This is a genomic window from Paraburkholderia sp. FT54, from assembly GCF_031585635.1.
GTDB lineage: Bacteria > Pseudomonadota > Gammaproteobacteria > Burkholderiales > Burkholderiaceae > Paraburkholderia.
In genome coordinates this window covers 592,685-613,683 of the sequence record NZ_CP134197.1, presented here as the reverse complement: position 1 = coordinate 613,683, position 20,999 = coordinate 592,685, and the positions used below count along the sequence as shown (strand labels likewise).

17 protein-coding genes and 1 pseudogene are annotated in these 20,999 nt (G+C 60.1%); 11 read left to right on the top strand and 7 right to left on the bottom strand.

Features of this window, described 5'->3' with window-relative positions; all coding sequences use genetic code 11:
- Positions 1-39 precede the first annotated feature (39 nt).
- The 3 genes from RI103_RS35590 to RI103_RS35580 all read left to right on the top strand — a co-directional run bounded on the left by RI103_RS35590 (position 40) and on the right by RI103_RS35580 (position 3,337).
- The gene (locus tag RI103_RS35590; protein ID WP_310818753.1) at positions 40-720 is read left to right on the top strand and encodes a substrate-binding domain-containing protein; all 681 of its coding nucleotides are present in this window, start codon (positions 40-42) and stop codon (positions 718-720) included.
- A 256-nt stretch (positions 721-976) separates the two neighbouring features.
- Positions 977-2,146 (top strand): porin, encoded by a 1,170-nt coding sequence (locus RI103_RS35585; RefSeq protein WP_310818752.1) that lies wholly within the window; start codon positions 977-979, stop codon positions 2,144-2,146.
- Positions 2,147-2,317: 171 nt separating this feature from the next.
- Positions 2,318-3,337 carry an alpha/beta fold hydrolase gene (locus RI103_RS35580; RefSeq protein WP_310818751.1) on the top strand — a complete coding sequence of 340 codons (1,020 nt, stop codon included), beginning with the start codon at positions 2,318-2,320 and terminating at the stop codon, positions 3,335-3,337.
- Positions 3,338-3,426: 89 nt separating this feature from the next.
- On the opposite strand, the gene RI103_RS35575 is transcribed toward RI103_RS35580, so the two are convergent.
- A complete protein-coding gene (locus RI103_RS35575) occupies positions 3,427-4,503 on the bottom strand; it encodes a LacI family DNA-binding transcriptional regulator (protein WP_310818750.1) in 1,077 nt (358 codons plus the stop codon).
- A gap of 193 nt (positions 4,504-4,696) precedes the next feature.
- Here RI103_RS35575 and RI103_RS35570 point away from each other — a divergent pair, with 193 nt between their 5' ends.
- From RI103_RS35570 to RI103_RS35550, 5 genes and pseudogenes are all read left to right on the top strand, one after another.
- A complete protein-coding gene (locus RI103_RS35570; RefSeq protein ID WP_310818749.1) occupies positions 4,697-6,061 on the top strand; it encodes an MFS transporter in 1,365 nt (454 codons plus the stop codon).
- Between the two features lie 55 nt (positions 6,062-6,116).
- Positions 6,117-7,280: a mandelate racemase/muconate lactonizing enzyme family protein gene (locus tag RI103_RS35565; RefSeq protein WP_310818748.1), complete on the top strand. Its 1,164-nt coding sequence runs from the start codon at positions 6,117-6,119 to the stop codon at positions 7,278-7,280.
- A gap of 495 nt (positions 7,281-7,775) precedes the next feature.
- Complete coding sequence (locus tag RI103_RS35560) at positions 7,776-9,284, top strand: methyl-accepting chemotaxis protein (RefSeq protein WP_310818747.1); 1,509 nt, start codon at positions 7,776-7,778, stop codon at positions 9,282-9,284.
- Between the two features lie 990 nt (positions 9,285-10,274).
- Positions 10,275-10,451 (top strand): hypothetical protein, encoded by a 177-nt coding sequence (locus RI103_RS35555; protein ID WP_310818746.1) that lies wholly within the window; start codon positions 10,275-10,277, stop codon positions 10,449-10,451.
- A 4-nt stretch (positions 10,452-10,455) separates the two neighbouring features.
- Positions 10,456-10,658 (top strand): annotated as a pseudogene (locus RI103_RS35550) (electron transfer flavoprotein subunit alpha/FixB family protein); the annotation flags it as partial.
- 214 nt (positions 10,659-10,872) lie between these two features.
- Here RI103_RS35550 and RI103_RS35545 read toward each other — a convergent pair.
- Entirely contained in the window at positions 10,873-11,808 is a 936-nt protein-coding gene (locus RI103_RS35545) for a LysR family transcriptional regulator (RefSeq protein WP_310818745.1), read from the bottom strand.
- A 127-nt stretch (positions 11,809-11,935) separates the two neighbouring features.
- On the opposite strand from RI103_RS35545, the gene RI103_RS35540 reads away from it, so the two are divergent.
- The 3 genes from RI103_RS35540 (at position 11,936) to RI103_RS35530 (ending at position 14,744) form a co-directional block, all read left to right on the top strand.
- Positions 11,936-12,943, top strand: coding sequence for a zinc-binding alcohol dehydrogenase family protein (locus RI103_RS35540; RefSeq protein ID WP_310818744.1), 1,008 nt, complete (start codon positions 11,936-11,938; stop codon positions 12,941-12,943).
- A gap of 57 nt (positions 12,944-13,000) precedes the next feature.
- Complete coding sequence (gene nfsB / locus RI103_RS35535; RefSeq protein ID WP_310818743.1) at positions 13,001-13,654, top strand: oxygen-insensitive NAD(P)H nitroreductase; 654 nt, start codon at positions 13,001-13,003, stop codon at positions 13,652-13,654.
- Between the two features lie 139 nt (positions 13,655-13,793).
- Positions 13,794-14,744, top strand: a complete 951-nt coding sequence (locus tag RI103_RS35530) for an aldo/keto reductase (protein WP_310818742.1) — start codon at positions 13,794-13,796, stop codon at positions 14,742-14,744.
- An 88-nt stretch (positions 14,745-14,832) separates the two neighbouring features.
- Here the strand turns inward: RI103_RS35530 and RI103_RS35525 are convergent, their stop codons facing one another.
- From RI103_RS35525 to RI103_RS35505, 5 genes are all read right to left on the bottom strand, one after another.
- The gene (locus RI103_RS35525) at positions 14,833-15,945 is read right to left on the bottom strand and encodes an alpha/beta fold hydrolase (RefSeq protein ID WP_310818741.1); all 1,113 of its coding nucleotides are present in this window, start codon (positions 15,943-15,945) and stop codon (positions 14,833-14,835) included.
- Positions 15,946-16,514: 569 nt separating this feature from the next.
- Entirely contained in the window at positions 16,515-17,216 is a 702-nt protein-coding gene (locus RI103_RS35520) for an MOSC domain-containing protein (RefSeq protein WP_409077042.1), read from the bottom strand.
- Positions 17,217-17,441: 225 nt separating this feature from the next.
- Entirely contained in the window at positions 17,442-18,428 is a 987-nt protein-coding gene (locus RI103_RS35515; protein ID WP_132380169.1) for an ABC transporter permease, read from the bottom strand.
- Positions 18,425-19,405, bottom strand: coding sequence for an ABC transporter permease (locus tag RI103_RS35510; protein ID WP_310818739.1), 981 nt, complete (start codon positions 19,403-19,405; stop codon positions 18,425-18,427). The genes RI103_RS35515 and RI103_RS35510 overlap by 4 nt, the downstream gene beginning before the upstream one ends.
- A complete protein-coding gene (locus RI103_RS35505; RefSeq protein WP_310818738.1) occupies positions 19,402-20,976 on the bottom strand; it encodes a sugar ABC transporter ATP-binding protein in 1,575 nt (524 codons plus the stop codon). The genes RI103_RS35510 and RI103_RS35505 overlap by 4 nt, the downstream gene beginning before the upstream one ends.
- Positions 20,977-20,999 lie beyond the last annotated feature (23 nt).

Genomic DNA, 20,999 nt, shown 5'->3' with positions numbered 1-20,999 from the left:
AATCAGACGGGAGTCACTGTAACTATGGAATTGAATATTTTGAGCGCCGGCGCGGCCAAAGGTGTTGTTCAGGCACTGGCGGAAGAATTCCGCACGAACACGGGCGCCGGTCTCAACGGCACCTTCGGCGCGGTCCACTCGATCCGCGAAAAGCTGGATGCCGACGAGCCTTGCGACGTCATCATTCTGACCGGGAAAATGATCGCGGATTTGGACCAGATGGGACGCGTGGAATCCGCTTCGTGCGCCGAGCTGGGACGTGTCGAAACCGGCCTCGCGGTACGCACCGGCGAACCGCTTCCGGCCATCGGCGACAGTGAGGAATTGAGCGCCAGTTTGAAACGCTCGAAGGGAGTCTACTTTCCCGACCCGCTGCGCTCCACCGCCGGCATTCATTTCGTTGCTGTGTTGCGGAAGATGGGTATCTACGACAACGTCGAGCCGTTCCTCCGGCCATTTCCGAACGGCGCGGTGGCCATGGCGAACCTGGCGCAACGCAGCGAACCGGGACTGATCGGCTGTACTCAGGTGACCGAGATCATGTATACCCAGGGCGTTTCGCTGGTCGGGCTGTTGCCCAAGGAATTCGAACTGTCGACGGTCTATTCGGCGGCCGTCAGCAGCAAGGCCGCGAACCCGGAACTGGCACGTGCCTTCGTCCAGCTCCTCACCGGCAGCAAGACCCAGACGCTGCGTGCATCTAGTGGCTTCGACGTTTAGTTTGATGCGCATGGGAACCGTGCGGGACCACTCGGCAGACGACACCGAACCGGCCAGCGAGGGCGCATTCCGCGCCTGAATTTGCGCGAGAGCGATCGAACGGCACGCCACGGCGTGCCGCTTTGACGCAGATCGATTTAACCGGCAGTCGATACGGAGGACAAGTTCAGAACTATATGTAATTCGATATATTAATTAGTAGTGCATATACAGTGAATCAACTGAAAACCGAATACCAAAGAGAATGGAGGCCATAATGAAAAAGTCACTACTAGCATTGCCGATACTGGCTGTTTGTGCGACGCACGCGAGCGCACAGAGCAGTGTCACGCTGTACGGGCTTCTGGACGAAGGATTGATGATCAACACCAACGCCAAGAACGTAGTCAACGGAAAGAATGTGGGCGGCCGTCAGTTTCAGGTCGATTCCAATTCGGGTTTGCAAGGCAGCCGGTGGGGCTTGAAAGGTGCCGAGGATCTGGGCGGCGGGCTGAAGGCGATCTTCACGCTGGAATCCGGTATCAACGTCAGCAACGGCGCGTTTGGCCAGGGCAACACGGCCTTCGGCCGCCAGGCGTTCGTGGGCATCTCCAGCGCGAGCTACGGCACGGTCACATTGGGGCGGCAGTACGACAGCGTCAACGATTACATCGGTAGCTACGGCTTTGCGCTCTCGTATGGCGGCTCGAGCACAGAACATCCGGGCGACATCGACAACGTCAATCACTCCTCCCGCGCGAACAACACGATCAAATACGCGAGTCCCAACTTCCGTGGCTTACAGTTCGGCGGCACGGTCTCGTTGGGCGGCATTGCCGGTCAAATCTCGCAGTCGAGCGGCTATACATTGGGCGCGAACTATAACCACGACGGCCTCGGCCTCGGCGTGGCGTACGAGTACTTCAAGAACCCGTCTGCGCCGGGCGCCATTTTGAACGGCAACGTGAACCCGACGACTTTCAACTCGCTGAATTCGGGTTATCTCGGGGCGAGACCCGCGAATTCGTTGCAGATCGTCGCCGCGGCTGGCAGCTATCAGATCGGACCGGCGCTGATCGGCGCGGTGTATTCGAACACGAAATACCAGAATATCGGTGCGTTCGGCGGCGCGACGGCGACCTTCAACGACTTCGAATTGAACGCGTCCTATCGGTTCACGCCGGCGGTGCTTCTGGCGGGTGAGTACAACTACACGAAGGGCAACGCAGTGCGCGGGGACATCGGCGACCAGAAGTACAATCAGTTCTCGCTGGTGTTGGACTACCTTCTGTCGAAACGCACGGACGTCTACATGGAAGGCACGTTCCAGACGGCAAGCGGCACTAGCTCGACGGGCGCGGCGGCGGTAGCGGATATCGGCGGCCTCGGCGATTCGTCGAACAACCATCAACTCGTCGCCCGGGTCGGGATGCGCCACAGGTTTTGAGGTCGTAGCGCGTCGGCGCGCGAGCGTCGTCGGCGACATCTCAACAGTTAATTGACTCATGCCGTACCACGGCACACGCCATGGAGTCGAGACAAAGAAGCGTGTTGCCCGGGCTCAGCGGTACGAGCACAAGGATTTGTAACGTCTTAATTCTCATAGTCGGGAAAAACAATGAGCAACACGAAAGACACGCAGCCGATGGTCCGGCGACGCCGATTGCTACAAGGCGCGGCCCTGACACTGATGGCCACGTCAGTGCCGCTCTCTGCCAATGCGGCGGCGCCGCAGATCATTGCCGAAAATCACTGGGCGCAGAAAGGTGCGGTGAAACTGTATCTGTATCGCAAGCGACTCGCGGACGACCGCAACGCAAGTTCTGGCCGGAAGCCCGTGTTATTCCTCGTGCACGGTTCGTCGTTTTCGGGCCGCGGGGGCTTCGACCTGCAAGTGCCGGGCGCAGCGAACTACTCGTTCATGGACGAGTTTGCTCGCTACGGCTTCGACGTCTGGACCATGGACCATGAAAACTACGGCCGCTCGTCGCAGACGGATTCAAACTCCGATGTCCGCTCCGGAGTCGAGGACTTGAAAGCCGCGATGCCGGTTGTCGAAAGGGTGACTGGCCAGAAAACGTTCATGTTCTATGGCCAGTCGTCCGGCGCCCTCCGCCTGGGCGTCTTTGCGATGGAAGAGCCGGACCGCGTGGAGCGCATGGTCCTGGACGCGATCACTTACACGGGCGAAGGTGCGCCGGAAATCATGAGGCGGCGCGCGAACATCGCGGCCCTCGAGGCCAGCAACTTCCGTCCAACCTCGCAAGCGAGCTTCGATGCCATCTTCGCCCGCGACGACCCGTCGACGGTCGATCCCAAAGTACCGAAAGCATTGGGCGACTATGAACTCAAGCTCACCAACCGGACGCCCAACGGCACTTACATCGATATGGCGATTCATATGCCGATGGTCGATCCGAAACGGCTGCAGTGTCCCGTTTGCATGACCAGAGCCGAGCACGACGGCAATGCGACCGATGCGGAACTGCTCGATTTCTTCTCGCAGTTGCCGAACAAGGATAAGCAGTTTTGCGAGATCAAGGGAGTGGCTCACATTGCGGTGCTGGGCATTAATCGGCATCGTATCTGGCATGCCATGCATGCCTTCTTCACGATGCCTCCGCAGCGTTCAGCCTGACGTAACGAGAGCGTGCAAAAGTAGGGGGAGCGGGCTCAAGCATCTGGCTGCTGCACGAGCTTCGTGTGGGGTACGCTGATATCTTCAGATCAACGCACGATTGCGCTACCCGCGGTGCGATTTCTGGATGTTTTCGTGCTGACAGAGCCGCAGCTCGGTCGCGGCTCGAACCATGTCGGTAGCGTCACTGTCTCGCGCTCGCCCGGTGCCTCGATATGCGCAAGCAGTATCTGCGCGGCGCGTGCTCCGAGCAGCGACGCGTCGCGCATCACCGTTGCAATGGCAGGCTGATGGTAGCGGCATAGAGGGACGTCGTCACAACTGACCAGCGACAGATCGATCCCCAGCTGAAGGCCGCGTTGATGGACCACCTGTAGGGCACCTTCAAGCAATTGATTTCCGCCCAGCATGATGGCACTCGGTGGTCTTTTCGCAGCAAGCATTTCTTCAAGCGCGGCCTTCCCATGTTCCGGCGACAGCGTTCCGCAGTGGACGATGAGATCGCGCTTGACACCGAACGTGTCGAACGAGGATTCCATGGCGCGGATTCTCTCCCGTGTCGGACGCACGTCGCGGCCCGCCACGAGGCCGATGCGCCGGTGTCCGCTCGCGAGGAGATGACGGGTAGCGTCGCCGACACCCTGAAAATGATCTGAGAGCACGTAATGCGCCGGGATGTCCGCTGGCAACACGCGGTCAATGAGCGCTATCGGCGCCTGGGCGTTACGTAACGCCGTCAAGGTAGCGGGATCATCTTCGAGTGCGGGTAGCACGATGAGTCCATCCACCTGGCGTTGCAACAGCAGTTCGATCCGCTCTGCGTCCACGCTTGCTACGCCAGCGGAATTGGTCAACAGGACGGAGAAACCGGCCACGCTCAGCACGCTTTCCGCTCCGCCCACGATCGATGCGATCAGCGGATTGGTAATGTCCGATCCGACGAAGCCAATCGAGCGCGTCGCTTTCCTGCGTAACCCTTGCGCCAACGCGTTCGGCGTGTAACCGAGCGTGCGCGCAGCATCCAGTACGCGTTGCGTCAATTGTGGGCTCGATCCCGACTGACCGGACAGCACGCGCGACACCGATGCGATGCCCACGCCAGCCAATGCCGCCACTGCCTTGATTCCGGGCCTCGCCTTCGGGTCGCCCGGCGTGTTGTCAGTCATTAACTGTTCTCCTCTTGACACGACAGTTTACAACGATTAATCTTTGGAAACGTTTCCCGGAAACGTTTCCAAAGAATCAAGTTGAAGATACGCAAGGGTGGGGCCGCAAGGAAACACGCAAAGCGGCATCCATGATGGGGCGAGACGGCACGCGGCGCACAGAAGTCGCGTCCACAGACCAAAGAGGTGATACGTGGAAAGCGCAGCACGTATGACGCCGGAAATCCGGCAGGCAGTTCGCAATGCAATTCTGAGCGCGATTGTTGGCACGGCGATGGAGTGGTACGACTACTACCTGTACGCCACTGCCGCCGCGACGTTGTTCAATCATCTGTTTTTCCCTTCTTACGATCACCTTACCGGCACGTTGCTGGCATACGCGAGCTTCGCGATCGGCTTTATCGTTCGCCCCGCAGGCAGCGTCATTTTCGGGCGTATGGGAGACCGTATCGGACGTAAGGCGGTGCTGATCATCACGCTGCTGCTAATGGGAGGCTCGACCACGCTGATGGGACTTCTGCCGACGTATGCTGCTGTCGGCGTATGGGCGCCCCTCATGCTTTGCCTGCTGCGCGCGGCGCAAGGACTCGGCTCGGGCGCGGAATACGCGGGCGCCGTGCTGATGGTGATCGAGTACGCGCCAGTAAAGCGGCGCGGCCTGTACGGCTCGCTGCCCTACATAGGCGTCGCGCTTGGGCTGCTGATGTCACTGGCTACTTTCCACATCTCCTCGGCGATGTCGAAAGACAGCTTCGAGTCTTGGGGTTGGCGCATACCGTTCCTTCTCAGCGCGGTTGTCGTTGCGCTCGGTTTGCTGCTGCGCAGCCGCCTCAAGGAAACACCTGTATTCGAGGAATTGCGCCGCAAGAAGGCCGTGGTGCGCGCGCCAATCACGGAAGTGCTGCGAACCTCGTTGCGACCGATGTTGTGCGCGTGGGGCGCCCGCCTCGGTGACAACTCGCTTGCGTACATCTACGAATCCTTCGTCATCGTCTATGTAACACAACAGTTGCACATGTCGCGCGACATGATCGTGACTGCGCTGATGTGGAGCACAGCACTGCAGTTCATCACGGTGCCGCTGTTCGGCTGGGTCTCAGACCTCATCGGCAGAAAGCCGGTCTACATAACGGGCGCACTGATTTCCGGCATTGCAATCTTCCCATTTTTCTCGATGCTGCAGACCGGACAAATCGTGTGGATCTACACGGGACTGTTCCTTGTCTCGTCGATTGCGAAAACGATGATGACCTCCGCGCAAAGCCCCTGGCTCGCAGAGATGTTTCCGTCACGCGTGCGCTACACCGGATTTTCGCTTGCCCGCGAAGTGACATCGCCCATTTCGGGCGGCATCGCACCAATTATTGCCGTCGCGCTGCTCGCCGTTGGCAAAGGCTCGCCGCACCTGGTCGCGTGCTACGTGGTGGTGCTAGGCGTGATCACAGCGGTATCAGTACTGCTTGGCCCTGAAACGCGAGGCCGCAACCTCGACGATTCTTCAGGAGACCTGGACCCGGGACATGAGCAACTGGTTGCCTTTTCGCAGGATGCGCGCTGACTCGCGCCTCTGAAGCGTTTCCGATTATTTCAACGCAAAGAACATAGGAGTAGAAGTGAAGATTACCAAAGTTGAGCCACTCCACGTCGGCCAGTTCATGTTCGTGCGCATCGACACGGACGAAGGTATCACCGGCTATGGCGAAGCCGGCATCTGGGGGCATATTGAAGCCGCTGGTACGGCCATCCGGCGCTTCGGCGAATATCTCGTCGGAAAGCGGGCCTTCGACATCGAGCATCACTGGAACGTGATGCATCGTTTCAGCTACTTCCAGGGGCTGTCGATCAACGCAGCGATTTCAGCTATCGACATCGCGCTTTGGGACATCAAGGGTCGAGCGCTCAACGTGCCGATCTACGAACTGCTTGGCGGTCCGGCACGCAAGAAAGCCCGCATCTACGGGCATATCTACGAGAGCACGATCGATAAGGTGCTGGAAGAGTGTCAGCGCAAGATGGAGTCGGGGTTCAATGCATTCGGGCACATCAACCCGTTTCTCGACGAGGGCAACGACCAGGTCTACTTCAAGACACACATTCGCAAGATGCGCGATGCGATCGACAATGTGCATCGTATGCGCGAAGTGGTGGGCGACCGTGTCGATCTGCTGATTGAACTGCATCGTCGGCTTACGCCGGCGGAAGCGGTAACATTCACCAACGGCATCGAAGAAGACACGCCGATGTTCGTTGAAGATCCAATCCGCCCCGAGAATGCAGATGCGATGGCGCGCGTAGCTGATCGTATCCGCGTGCCAATTGCAACTGGTGAGCGCTTCTGCACGATCTACGAATTTCAGGCGCTGCTGGCGCGCAATGCAGTGGAGTACGCGCGCATTGACGTCGCGGTGTGCGGCGGCATTACGGGAGCCAAGAAAGTGGCGGCCATGGCTGAAGCGCATCATGTCCAGGTGGTGCCGCACAATCCGCTTTCGCCGATTGGGCTCGCTGCGTGTTTGCAGGTGGCTGCTGCTATTCCGAACTTCGCGATCCAGGAATACGCGACCGGCTTCGAGGCAGGCGTTTTTGAGTCGACCGGTACGCATCTGGGCAGCGATATCGTCGACAAGGTCCCCTTGCCGAAAGAAGGCTTCGTTGATATTCCCAACGGTCCGGGGCTCGGCATGGCGCTCTTGCCCGACGCCCAGAAGATCAGGCCGCCGCTCGTCAAACCGATCTCGATGCGTCCGCATTTTGACGGGTTCGTAGTTGATCAATGATCGGCCATTGCGAAAATTGTTTCCAATCAACGACTAGGGAATAACTCCAGCAACCCGGTATATCATTCGACGCTCGGCGCATTTGACCACCGTTGTCCAAGCCTATCTCCATGCGCCCACATTTCGATGGGTCCATTCTCGATCAGCAATGCGCTTGATTTCGGAGCACGAAAACATTCGGGTTGCGAACCAATAACGAAAGATTCAGTTGCGACGGGGCGCGTTTGTTTGCGAACGATGCCCCGCCGCGAGATACAAGCGCGCCGCCAATGCAACAAGAATGCAATACGTTGTATGCGGCGGGCGTTCGTCCATTACATTCGCATAGCCGATACAACACATACAATTCCATTGATTCACGGCTATAACGATCACGAATAGGCATTAAGTTTTCCCATTGGGTGGACGTTAATACAAGGGCGGGAAAACTCACTGGGGGAAAAGAAGATGGGTCGGCTGGGAATAGCTGGAAAACTATGGACCGCATTAATTATCATGTGGATCGGGTTGATCGTGCTGGGCGGCTGCGCGGCGCTGAAAAGCCGGCGATCGATGCTGGAAGAGCGACAGGTCGGGGTAAGAAACGTCGTTGAAAGCGCGCTCAGTATTGTGCAGGCTTACGGAGCGAAAGTTACCGATCACTCCATGTCACTTGAACAAGCGCAAGCCGCAGCATTAGCGGAACTGGGATCGATCAGATATGGAAAGGATGGCTATCTGTTCGTGTTTGACTCCAGGCCGGTCGTGTTGGCAATTGGTAATGCGTCGGTCAAGTCGCTAATTGGCAAGAACGTCGGCGACCGCGCTGATCCTAGCGGCAAGAAGTATTACCTCGAATTAGCCAAGGCCGCGGCCGCTGGCGGCGGCTATGTGGACTATTTCGGCGTGGCGCCCGATACGGGCGCGCGGGTTCCAAAAGTAAGCTATGCAGGCGTTTATCAGCCGTGGGGCTGGTACGTGGGATCAGGGGTGTTTCTATCGGATATCGACGCTGCGTTCAGAGCAGAACTGTTCGGTTATCTGTTGATACTCGCGTGCATTGGCGGGGTGGTTTCCTCGGTGATGTTTGTGATTATTCGCAACATCAAGCGTAGTCTCGGAGGCGAACCGGCTTATGCGGCAGGAATTGTCGAGCAAATCGCCGCGGGCGACTTGTCGGTTCACGTGGGCGGTTCGCTTATTCACGACGGTAGTCTGCTCGCGGGTATGAACCGAATGCAGCGGAGCCTCGCAACGGCGGTGGGATTGGTGCGGCAGAGCGCCAACGCAATCGATGTCGCTTCGCGTGAGCTGGCAACCGGCAATAACGACCTGTCGGCGCGTACCGAGGAACAAGCAGCCTCGCTGGAGGAAACCGCCTCCAGCATGGAACAACTGACTGTCACGGTGAAACAGAATGCGGAGCACGCGCATGAGGCAAGCTTGCTGGCGCAGAATGCCTCCGAACTCACGGATCGCAGCAGCGCCTTCGTGGCCGACCTTATCGCTAGCATGCATACAATAGGCGAGCAATCGAAACAGGTCGGCGACATTGTCGGCACAATCGAAAGCATCGCGTTCCAGACCAATATTCTGGCCTTGAATGCGGCGGTGGAGGCGGCGCGCGCGGGTGAGCAAGGGCGCGGTTTCGCGGTTGTTGCAAGTGAAGTGCGTATGCTTGCGCAGCGCTGCGCAGCCGCTGCCAAAGAGACGCGCGCCATTATCGATGCGTCTGCGGGCACGGCTTTGAGCGGCTCGACCACGGCAGACCGTACGGGACGCTCCATGACTGAAGTCGTTGACGCAATCCGGCGTGTGGCTGCTGTGATCACCGAAATATCGGCCGCATCCAGCGAACAGAGCGCGGGCATTGAACAGGTGCGCCTGGCGATCGATCAGATGGACGAGGTCACGCAGCAAAACGCCGCACTGGTGGAGCAGGCGACTGCGGCGACCAATTCATTGGCGGATCAGACGGGACAGCTACAGGCCGCGGTATCGGTCTTCAAGGTCGTCAACGCGTGACGACCGTTCCACTGCAGGACTTGTTGGTTAGGCCGTCGCGGATGACCATCGATATATCCGGAAATGACCCGGAGGTGAAGAAAACGCATCGCGACCGAAGGCCGATGATGCGTATGCACTCCGTGCCGTCTGGTTTTTGGACGACACGGAGTGCATATCTGATCGTCTGGTAACCGTTGCCATGCTTCTGAATCCAACGCCGGCCTCCTGGAGCCGCAACATTTTCAACTTTCACCGGCCAATCGCCAAGTAGCAAAAACAGCCATTCGAACTCCGTCCGGGTTTGACGTCTGCAATCCGTTCATGGCCGCCGTTAACGGAGGAGGCGAGCCAGCGGCTACTCGGGCCGATGGCTTGACATCGATCGACGATGGCCGTTCCACTTTGATAGTGGCATCAAGGAACTGACTGTTGTTGCCGACCGGGGCTCCTTCAAGAGCGAGGAAGCACTGCAATCACGTCTTCAGGCGCCACCGAGGCTTGCTCAACTTCGCGGAGTTGCCGTCGAAGGCTTCGGAGAATCCGGCGAGTTTCCCTGATTCCCATTAGCCCTCTCTTAAGGGCGCAGTGGATTGACGCGGACTCCCTTGGCGCAACGTGATCGTACGGGCGCGGTTTCGCTTGAGGTGTTCTCTCGCGTCCGTGGTGGACTCGCCAAATCACTGTGTAAACGTACAGTATCGCGAGTTGCGCGTAAAGGCCTAGACTTATCATTCCGACACAAACGCGGAGCGCGCCATGGTCAGCAAGACCGTCCGCCGGACATTCTCCGGTCTGACTTCGACGTTTTCGCCAGGACCGAAAGGCAAGCAAGGGGTTGCATATACCGTGAGATCGGCCCAGCAACGCGCCGACGAAGCCTGGAGACGCACGACGCACGGAGTCCACAGTTCCCTAGTCAGTAAAGATCGGAAGGCGTGATTTTCGGAAACCAAAAGCAAGACCGAGCCTGCCGTCCGAATTAGCTGTGATCGAAGCCGGAGACGAACTATGACTGCGCCGCAAAAACTTGACGGTGTGACGCTGAAGCCCCAGGCCAAGGCTCCGCGCAAGCTGATCGAAGTCCCCGACCCCGAAGCGCGCCCCGACCTTTTGGAAGCCGTTCGCCGAGTCGTGACGGAGAATCGGGAAGCTGGGGAGCGACGATCGGAGAATAATTCGATCTAGTATGGCCGAAGGCGGCAGCGCGACGGTAGAGAAGATCGAAGCGGCAACCGACAGCGGCATTTCGTCTTTCGTCAGCCGTGAAGTGACGAAACTGGATCGTCTGGAGCTGACGTCAGCGAAGATCATCTTCTCGGTTGCCGTGGTCTTGGCAACGGCGAGAAATACACGAAGGTTCTCGCAAACGTTGCGCGTCTGAGTGCATCGGTCACTCGTGGGACTGCCTTTGCGGGCAATCCATTCCTCACACTGGCGCTGCCTTCACTGTTCCGCGGTGACGATGGATTCGACTGCTTGAGGCATCACACAAGTCGCAGTCAATGGGTGCCTCGCGATGCGACGCCGGCGCGTGCGGCTTGCGAAGCCGCAGTGGCTTCGCCGCAGATTCCCGGCGACGTGAGAGTGACCGCGGCGTTGTAAGCGTTCAGCAACGAGTTCCATGGGGCGCATACTTCGGCAACAGCGCTGTAAGTGCCGATACGCGCTCCTTCAGTACTTCATGCAACTGCCGGATCGCGGGAAAGAACTGCTTGCGATGCGTGCAGATCAGGTTCAGCGGCGCCGCCTCGCCGGGCTGCTCGGGCATCAGTACTTCGAGTCGGCCCGTCTGCACGTCGGCACACACGTCGAGCCACGATTTGTACGCAATACCCTGACCCTCGATCGCCCAGCGCCGTGCCACGTCGGCGTCGTCGCAAAAGAGCGACCCGGCGACGGCCACCTGGCGCAGCTCGCCCCCCACGGGGAACACCCATTTGTCGTACACGCGACCGCCCAGGACATAGAGCAGGCAGTGGTGGCCTGCCAGTTCGTCCAGCGTGCGCGGCCGCCCATGCCGTTGCAGATAGGCGGGCGACGCCACCAGCACACGCCGATTGTCGCTGGCCAGCGGCAGCGCGACGTAGCTCGCGTTATCGGCGCGGCCGTAGCGGATGGCGATCTCGACCGGATCGCGAAACATGTCGGTCAGTTGATCGGACAAAAAGAGCCGCACCGACAGCTTCGGATGCGCCTCGCGAAACGCAGTGATCCAGGGCAGCAGGACATTGCGGCCCAGATCCGACGGCGCGGCGATCTGCAAAGGCCCCTGCAGCGCGTCCGCCGCGCCCCGCAGGCACTCCCGCCCCTCCTGCAATGTCGCTAGCACCTGCTTCGCGTACGGCAGATATTCCTCGCCTTGGGCCGTAAGCCGCAGGCTGCGCGTTGAGCGCGCGAACAAACGGACGTCGAGCTCGCGCTCGAGCCGCTGAATTGCCGCGCTGACCTGGCCCGGCAGCAGGTCCGCTTCGCGGGCGGCGTTCGAAAAGCTGCCGAGCGCGGCGGTGCGCGCGAACAGAGCCAGGTCGTCGAACCGGATCATTTTCATTCCTGTAGTGAAAGTTCTACCCGATTCTCCCTGTTTTTCGAAATGCTTGTGCAGCGCATCATTAAAACAACGTCCGAGCCGCTAACGTGGCTCGCTTTCGAACATCACGCCAGTAACGCAGATGAAAGCCATCGTTTATGACCAGCCCGGGTTGCCGATCGAAGATCCGCGTGCACTCTACGAAACGGAATTGCCGAAGCCCGAGCCGGGTCCACGCGATCTGCTCGTGAAGATTCGCGCCATCGCCGTGAACCCCGTCGACACCAAGGTTCGTGCGGGAATGCTCGGCGACACGCCGCGCTTGCTTGGATGGGATGCCGTCGGGACGGTCGAAGCCGTCGGCGCCGCCGTCACGCTGTTCAAGGTCGGCGATAGCGTGTTTTACTCCGGCTCCGTCACCCGCTCCGGCGCCTATGCCGAGTACGGCGTCGTCGACGAGCGCATCGCGGGTCATCAACCGAACACGCTCGATGACGCGCGCGCCGCCGCATTGCCGCTCACTTCACTCACAGCCTGGGAGCTGCTGTTTGATCGCCTCTGCGTTGCCGAGGGCGGGGGCGACGGCGATGCGATTCTGATCATCGGCGCGGCCGGTGGCGTCGGCTCGATTCTCACTCAGCTCGCGCGGCAACTGACCAAGCTGCGTGTGATCGGCACGGCATCACGACCGCAGACACAAGAATGGGTTCGCGATCTGGGAGCGCACGACGTCATCGATCACGCCCGCCCGCTGCAAGAAGAGCTGCACCGGATCGGCGTTGAGAAGGTGCGCTTTGTCGCGAGCCTCACGCATACCGAGGCGCGCTATCCCCAGATCGTCGACGTGCTCGCGCCGCAAGGCAAGCTTGGCGTCATCGACGATCCGAAAACGCTCGACGCGATGCCGCTCAAGTTGAAAGCGATCTCGCTGCACTGGGAACTCATGTTCACGCGGTCTCTATTCGAGACGCCTGACATGATCCGCCAGCACGAGATTCTCGAGCGCGTCGCAACGCTAATCGACGCAGGCACGCTGCGTACGACGCTCGGCGAGCATTTCGGGGCGATCAACGCCGAAAACCTGCGGCGCGCGCACGCCCTCATCGAAAGCAATCGCGCGCGCGGCAAGATCGTTCTCGAAGGGTTTTGAGTCACCAGTCGACTTTCTGTTTTGATTGCTTGTCCGTCTCCATAAGAAGATATCGCCATGAATTTGATTGACGCCGTACAAACCCGTCACACCGTCAAAGCATTTGAACCGGGTCGTTCGTTGCCGCAAGCATCGGTCGATGCGTTGCTCGCCGCGCTTCACTACAGTCCTTCGTCGGTCAACTCGCAGCCTTGGCACTATGTCGTCGCGTCGACGCCAGAAGGCCGCGCGCGCATGGCCAAGGCAACGCAAGGCGCCTACGCATACAACGAACCGAAAGTGGTGAACGCCTCCCACGTAATCGCACTGTGCATGCGCACCGATATGGACGCGGATCACCTCGACGCTGTCCTCGAGCAGGAAGGCCACGACGGGCGGTTCCAGGTCGACGGAGCGAAGGGCATGCAGGATAAGACGCGTCGCTCGTATGTGGACATGCACCGCTACGAGTTGCGCGACGTGCCTCAGTGGATGGAGAAGCAAGTGTATCTTGCGCTGGGCGGACTGCTCGTCAGCGCGGCCGTGCTCGGCATCGACGCGACGCCGATGGAAGGCTTCGATTCACGCGCGCTCGACCTCGAGCTTGGGCTGCGCGAACGCGGGCTAACGAGCGTCGTGCTGGCGGCCTTTGGCCATCGCAGCGAGCAGGATTTCAATGCCAAGCTGCCGAAGTCGCGCCTGCCGCGCGAGCAGATCTTCACTTTCATGTGATCGAAGCGGCACGCCGGCCTTCCGGCGTGCTGCTTTGCGGGCGAGGTTCTCCGGTTTCTTCCTTTGCAGGCGAGCGGCCGCATTCGCGCGTATCCATTTTCCGTTCGTTTCCAACTCAACACCGTAAGCGAAGAAAGCCATGCAGCACCACACCATCGGAACCTCGAATCTTCAAGTCGCACCTCTCGTTTTCGGCGGCAACGTATTCGGCTGGACCGCCGATGAGCGCACGTCGTTCTCCATCCTCGACGCGTTCGTCGATCACGGCTTGAACTTCGTCGATACCGCGGACGCTTACTCGCAGTGGGCCGAGGGTCATCAGGGCGGCGAGTCCGAAATGATCATCGGGAAGTGGTTCAAGGAAAGCGGCAAGCGCGACAAGATCGTGCTTGCGACCAAGGTCAGCAGGCTGAAAACGCGGCTGGGGCTGTCGGCGGCGAATATCGAGGCGGCCGTCGACGATTCGCTGCGCCGTCTTCAAACCGATTACATCGACGTCTATTTTTCCCACTTCGACGACGAAACGACGCCGATGGAAGAGACGCTCGGCGCGTATCAGAAGTTGATCAAGGCGGGCAAGGTGCGCGTGATCGGCGCGTCGAACTTCACCGGCGCGCGACTTGAGGCAGCGTTGAAAGTATCAAGGGAATCGGGCTTGCCGGCGTATCAGGTGCTTCAGCCTGAGTACAACCTGTACGATCGCGAAGGTTACGAGACGGATCTGGAACCGGTCGCGCAGGCGCACAACCTGGCGGTAGTCACGTACTTCAGCCTGGCAAGCGGCTTCCTGAGCGGAAAATACCGTTCGAGGGCGGACATCGATAAGCGTGCACGTAGTCCATTCCTGAACAAATACCTGAACGACCGTGGACTGCGAATCGTCGATACGCTCGTTGAAGTGGCCAAGCGCAACGACACCACACCCTCGACCGTGGCGCTCGCCTGGATCATCGCACGGCCTAGCGTGATGGCGCCGATTGCGAGCACTACCTCAGTGGAACAACTGGAAAGTCTGGTGGCGGCGGCGAGCCTGCAACTGTCTCCGGAAGACCTGAAGCTGCTCAACGAAGTCAGCGCCCCGGCGAAATAAACGAGTGCGTAGCACGGACCTGCGTAGCTTTGCAGAAGAGGGCGTGCAGCGTTCGCGTCGCAACGCATTGGCAGCCGCCTCGCGCACCTTAGCTCGTGCTCCTGCCCGCGTAAACTTTGGTGAGGAAGGCACCGATTACGCGATTCTGGAAATCCACTTCCGGCTGCGTTACGCCGGCAGCGGAAAAATGACCCGACGGCCAGCGTGGTTCGATCGATTCGAATTGCGCGCCCTGGATGTAGCGTGCGGCTTCTAGTGCCTCCGGTTCCGGATTGAGCAGATCGCCGACCCCAGCGAGAATCAGCGTGCGCGCCCGGATCGACCGCAACGCCTGATAGTAGTCGCCGTTCAGACCTGGCGTGGTGCCGATATCGTGCGCATCGTAGGCCCACGTCTGGTAAACCCAGTTACGCGCATCGAAATTCTTCCACCCGTCATCTTCGGTCTTAAGGAGCCAAGGGTCGACGTCGTCACTTTTCGGCATCGTATTCTTGAGTAGTTCCGGCGTGCGGGTGATCAATGCCATCGTACCGGCCCACAGACGCATCCCCGTTTGCGGAGGTTGCTTGTAATTTCCGTTATCCCACGCAGGATCAGACATGATCTCTTGTCGCGTGAGATCGAGCACGGCCTTGGTCCATGCCGGCGTGCGTCCCAGAGGAACGATTGGAACCAGCGCGTCCATCATATCGGGATGACTGACGCCCCACTGCAGAGTCTGCATGCCGCCCATCGAAGCGCCAACTACTGCGACCAGATGCGCAATGCCGAATTTGCGAGTAACAAGCCGGTATTGCGATTCGACCATATCGCGAATCAGGAAGTGGGGGAACGACATGCCGGGCTGGACGACGCTATTGGACGGCGAGGTTGTGAGCCCATTGCCGATAGCGTCGGTCGTGATGATGAAATACTTATTGGTATCAAGTGCCTTGCCTGGGCCGATCAGGTAATCGAGCCGATGGTGGTTACCGCCAATCGCAGTGACCATAAGGATGGCGTTTGACTTCTCTGCGTTCAGGGTGCCATGCGTCGCGTACGAAATCGAAAAATCCTTGATGACCTGCCCACTTTCGAGCGGCAGGTTTCCTTCAAAATACTTCTCTGCAACTCCGCCAATAGCCGGTTCCTGCGCTTGTGCTGCGGCGGCAAAGCCTAGCAATGTGGCGATAACCGCCAGCCCATGTGTCACACGTCCCATTCGTAAATCACCAATTTGTTGTGAGTGGCAGGAGTTTGCCCAATGCGAGTCGAGGCTGCAAGCGTCCGTCCCACCAGGTCCTGCGCTACAACGTTATGGGCGTCACCGGGGTTGGCCCGGGCTAACCGTCCAACTCTTTCATCCGACGCTCAAGCTCGGCAATATCCTTCGAGTGTCCTTCAGAGCGGGTCTGTTGGGCATTTTGCAGCCACCGGTCGAGGCAGTCCAATAGGAGAGTGAAAAGCATAAGTACATCCGATTCGGTTGAAGGCTATTTAAGATTTCGCCAGTGAGCGGAAAGGCTTTGCCGTTGTGCATGCAGAAGGTCTCCTGGCACTGCGCGATATTTCCTGATCGTAGATAGCTATCCGACGGCGTTTCCTTTAGATCAGTATGTGATGCGGGCGACTCGCATTCAAGCGCGTGGATGCATCAAAGCATGCCAAACGTACACCGTTTCATGCCACCCGACACGCGATCCGTTGTGCGTTTGCGTGACATACCTGGTTCATGATCACTGCCCTTTTCGAGCGCGTAGTCGGATGACTGTTTCGATTGCCTTTTCATCACTAATTCTCCAGGACTGTTTTGTCGCCCGGCTTGATGGTCCCGCCTGTCAACACCTCTGCGTAGATTCCGAGATCTCCGTGGTTGACGTAGTCCATGATCTGGAGCGGAAGGTTGATATCGCGCTCGCCAGTCGCGGGGTTTACACTCGTTGCTGCGCAGCGCTTGGTGCGTCTTATCACTTTCAGACGTGCGTCGCCGATGCAGAAGTGGCGGTCGAGCCACTCCATCTCGGCCCACGCAGGAAGCCCGTCGAAATAGACGTTCGCGCGAAAACGCACGGGATCAAGTTCCATACCAACTCGCTCAGCCAAATCGCGGACGGTCGCAAGATTGATGAGGGAGATGCTGCGCATCAAGGCAACAGAGTGAACGCTGACGTCAGTGAACTGGTGCCCGGGCGCGTGTACGACCTTCGGAGTTCCTGGAAGTGGCACCCCAAGGAAATCTCTCATAAAAAACGCAGCCATCTCCTTCCCGGCGTCGGTGGCGAGATCAAAACGGGCTGTTGACCCATGGTGCTCGACTTCGAGTTCGCTGGTCTCTGGAATCAGGCGGGTTTTCAACTGGGCCAGCCGTTCGTATTTGGCCAGCATCAGAAATTTCGTCTTCGGCTCGGGGGTGGGATTGCCCGGGTCGAATGTAAATGAACCGTCAGTAATGGCATATGCGCGGTCAAGCGGAAACCCTTGCGCCTCTTGCAAAAAAACAGATTGCAGAGACTCTGGGGATAGTCCTTTGACTGGATACCGTTTTAGACAATCTACGAACATGGCGGGCTCGGGCTGAGTGAGTTCTGGTACGCATCAGCGTACAAGTAAATCGTTGAGCGCGTTGGCTGGCGGCTGTTTCCGGGCGAAACCCTGAACAGCTCTTCATGGCCGGTTGCACTCGTTGATTGAGCGCGACTGGCGGCCCATCGGCTCGACCTACGCCTCTCGCTTGCTTCGCCCATACAGTAGGAGCATCGCCGCGATCACCACGCCGTAGATGATCTGACGCCCCGCCTCCGGCATCTGCGCGACCGAGAGGATCGATTGCAGCAGTGTGATGAGGATCGCGCCGGCCACCGTGCCCAGGTATGAACCCCGTCCACCCAGAATCGACGTGCCGCCGAGCACGACCGCCGCGATCGCCGGCAACAGGTAAGCATCGCCCATCGACTGTGCGGCCTTCGACGCATAGCCCGCGAGCAGCACGCCGCCGAACGCGGCGAACGCGCTGCACACGGCGAAGGCGGTCACCGTGACGAGCCGCGTATCGATGCCGGAAAGATACGCCGCGCGCTCAGTGTTGCCGATCGCGTAAAGCGTGCGGCCGAAGGTCGTGCGCGACAGCAGGAACATCGTGGCGCCGCCGATCACCACCCACAGCGCGACGGCATTCGGCACGCCCGGTACGAGCCAGCCCGCCGCGAGCCAGCGCATCACCTCCGGCGCGGAATCCTGCGGCGACGATCCGCCCGTATAGACGATCATGATGCCCTGCGCGACCGCATTCGTCGCAAGCGTCGCGATCATCGACGGAATGCGCAGCAGTGCGACGAGGATGCCGTTGACGATGCCGATCAGCACGCCGCAACCGATCCCGACCGGAATCGCGAGGACGCGCCCGAGATCGCCGTGCCCCGCGACCGCGCACGCCATCATCGCGCCGACGGTGATTGTCCACGGCAGCGACAGGTCGATGTGGCCGAGCAGGATCACCATCATCAGGCCGGTCGCAATGATGCCGAGGAATGCGCCGACCTTCAGTTGCAGCAGGATGTATTCCGGCGACGTGAAGTTGCGCGAAAACATCCCGCCGACGAGCAGCAGCGCGACGATGCATGCGAATGCGATCACGATCGGTTTGTCGATTCTGCGGGTGAGCCTCGACACGAACGTGGTCCGGCCGGTCGCGGAAGCGTGGCTCATTGAAACCACTCCAGACGGTTGCGCACCCTGAACAATCCGCACGCGCCGATCGCGACAGCAAGCAGAAGAATCATGCCCTGAAATAGCGGCTGCCACAGCGCATCGACGTTGAACACGAACAGCAGATCGCCGATGCAACGGAACGCGAATGCGCCAAAGATCGCGCCGATCGCGCTGCCCTTGCCGCCGAGCAGCGACACGCCGCCGATCACTACCGCGGCGATCGAAAACAGCGTGTACGAGTTCGCGCTGCCGAGGTTCGCATCGCCGGTGTCCGTGAAGAACGTCAGAAACAGGCCGCCGACTGCCGCGAGCAGGCCGGCCAGCGTATAGCTCGCGAACTTCGCGCGGCGGATCGGCATGCCGGACAGGAAAGCCGCGGGTTCGGACGACCCGGTCGCGTATGCCGCTCGCCCGATCGCCGAGCGTTTGAAAGGAATCCAGACGATCACGATCGCGGCGAGCAGAATCACGAGGCTCGCTGGCAGAACGCCGGCGACCTTGCCCGTCAGTGCGTCGGCGAGGTCCTCGTTGATCGATCCGCCGGGCACGGGGCGCAGCAGCAGCGCCAATCCGTAGTAGACGGCGCCCGTCGCGATCGTCGTCACGATCGGCTGCAGCCGGCCGAAAATGATGATCACGCCGTTCAGCGCGCCGCACAGCGCACCCGCCCCGAGCACGCCGGCGATGCCGAGCGCGCTGTGCAGCGAATCGCCCGTGACGATCCACGACCCGATGCAATTCGTCAGCACCAGCGCCATGCCGATCGACAGGTCGATGCCGGCGGTCAGCACGACGAGCGCCTGCCCCATCGAGACGAGCGCGAGTAGTACCGCTTTGTTCGCTGCCGTCTGAAATACGTTGGCCGACAACGCCGACGGATAGTTGACGAGATAGATCGCGAACATCAGCACGAACAGGCCGAACGCGAACACCGCTCCGCGATTCTCCGCATACCAGTAACGCAGCCCGCTCATAGCGCCACTCCCGTGGAAGGCACAATCTGTCCGACCTGCAGGTCGAGAGCACTGGCAATCAGGTTCTGCTCGGTGATCGCCGAGCCGACGAGTTCCTTCTTGATCCTGCCTTCGTACAGTACGAGCACGCGGTCGCAGCAGCCGATCAGCTCGCCATAGTCGGTCGAATAGAAGACGATCGCGGCGCCTTCGTCGGCAAGACGCCTGAGCAGCTGGTAGAGTTCCTGCTTGGTGCCGACGTCGATACCGCGCGTCGGGTCGCTGAGCAGCAGGATCCTCGGCTGCCGCATCAGCCACTTCGCGATGACGACCTTCTGCTGGTTGCCGCCCGACAGCGAGCCCACGGGCGCGTCGACGCTGAACGACTTGATCGCAAGCAGCTCCATCATCTGCTCGACGAGCGACTGCTGGCGGTCGCGATCGATTATGCCCGCGGTGGACATGCGATCGAGTGCGGCAAACGACAGGTTCTCGCGTACCGACATCGGCAGCATCAAGCCTTCGGTCTTGCGGTCCTCGGGTATCAGCGCCATACCGATTTCGTTGGCGCGCGCGGCCGTCGGGCTCCCGATCGACACGGCTTTGCCGTTGATCTCGATCTTGCCAGCGCAGCCGCGCAACACGCCAAACAGCGCGAGCAGCAGTTCGCGCTGGCCTTGTCCGTCGAGGCCGCCCAGTCCGAGGATTTCACCGGGCTGCAACGAAAAGCTGATGCCCCGCAGCGTGTCGCTCCATGCGAGATCATGACAGGCGAGAACCGGCGCGGTGCCGCGGGCGTCCGCGGGCTGGTCCGCCGGTTTGGCTGCGGGCTTGGCAGGAAATGCATGCTGGTACTTCCGGCCGATCATCATTTCGACAACCTCGTCGTCGGAGCGCGTGCCAGCTTCGAAGCTCATCACATGGCGACCGTTCCGGTAGACCGTGCATTCGTCCGCCAGCGCCTTCACCTCGTGCATGCGGTGCGAGATGAACAGCAGCGCGAGCCCCTCTTCGCGCAGGCGCTTGAGCACCTCGATCACGCGCGCGACGTCGGCCGCGGTCAGCGCCGAGGTGGCTTCGTCGAGGATCAGAATGCGCGGCGAGTGTGCCAGCCCCTTCGCGAGCTCGACCATCTGCTGGCGCGACAGCGGCAGGGCCCTGACTTTCGCAAGCGGATTGATGTCGGAGGCGCCCGCTCGCGCGAGCGCCTCCTCGGCCTGGCGGCGTTGGGCCCGCCGGTCGATCATCCCGAAACGTCGCGGCGGGTTCGCAGCGTAGATGTTGTCCGCCACGCTCAAGTCGGGGATCAGCGACAGTTCCTGATACACGCAGACGATACCGGCCGCGTTCGCCTCGGCAGGCGACGCGAACGAGACCTGCCGGCCATCGAAATGCATCGTGCCCTCGTCCGGCTGCACGACGCCGGACATAACCTTCAGCAACGTGGACTTGCCCGCGCCGTTTTCGCCGAGGATCGCGTGAATGCGGCCTCTGCGCACCGTGAGTTCGGCGTGATCCAGCGCGACGGCGCCGCCGTAGCTTTTCGACACGCCAGACATCTGAAAGAACGGCTGCTCTGCATCCTGCAGCATGCTTCGTCTCCGGTCACAGCGCG

Coding starts and splice junctions, on each gene's coding strand:
- RI103_RS35585 (WP_310818752.1), top strand. CDS start 977: ATGAAAAAGTCACTACTAGCATTGCCGATACTGGCTGTTTGTGCGACG.
- RI103_RS35580 (WP_310818751.1), top strand. CDS start 2,318: ATGAGCAACACGAAAGACACGCAGCCGATGGTCCGGCGACGCCGATTG.
- RI103_RS35575 (WP_310818750.1), bottom strand. CDS start 4,503: ATGACTGACAACACGCCGGGCGACCCGAAGGCGAGGCCCGGAATCAAG.
- RI103_RS35560 (WP_310818747.1), top strand. CDS start 7,776: ATGTGGATCGGGTTGATCGTGCTGGGCGGCTGCGCGGCGCTGAAAAGC.
- RI103_RS35555 (WP_310818746.1), top strand. CDS start 10,275: ATGACTGCGCCGCAAAAACTTGACGGTGTGACGCTGAAGCCCCAGGCC.
- RI103_RS35545 (WP_310818745.1), bottom strand. CDS start 11,808: ATGATCCGGTTCGACGACCTGGCTCTGTTCGCGCGCACCGCCGCGCTC.
- RI103_RS35540 (WP_310818744.1), top strand. CDS start 11,936: ATGAAAGCCATCGTTTATGACCAGCCCGGGTTGCCGATCGAAGATCCG.
- nfsB (WP_310818743.1), top strand. CDS start 13,001: ATGAATTTGATTGACGCCGTACAAACCCGTCACACCGTCAAAGCATTT.
- RI103_RS35530 (WP_310818742.1), top strand. CDS start 13,794: ATGCAGCACCACACCATCGGAACCTCGAATCTTCAAGTCGCACCTCTC.
- RI103_RS35525 (WP_310818741.1), bottom strand. CDS start 15,945: ATGGGACGTGTGACACATGGGCTGGCGGTTATCGCCACATTGCTAGGC.
- RI103_RS35515 (WP_132380169.1), bottom strand. CDS start 18,428: ATGAGCCACGCTTCCGCGACCGGCCGGACCACGTTCGTGTCGAGGCTC.
- RI103_RS35510 (WP_310818739.1), bottom strand. CDS start 19,405: ATGAGCGGGCTGCGTTACTGGTATGCGGAGAATCGCGGAGCGGTGTTC.
- RI103_RS35505 (WP_310818738.1), bottom strand. CDS start 20,976: ATGCTGCAGGATGCAGAGCAGCCGTTCTTTCAGATGTCTGGCGTGTCG.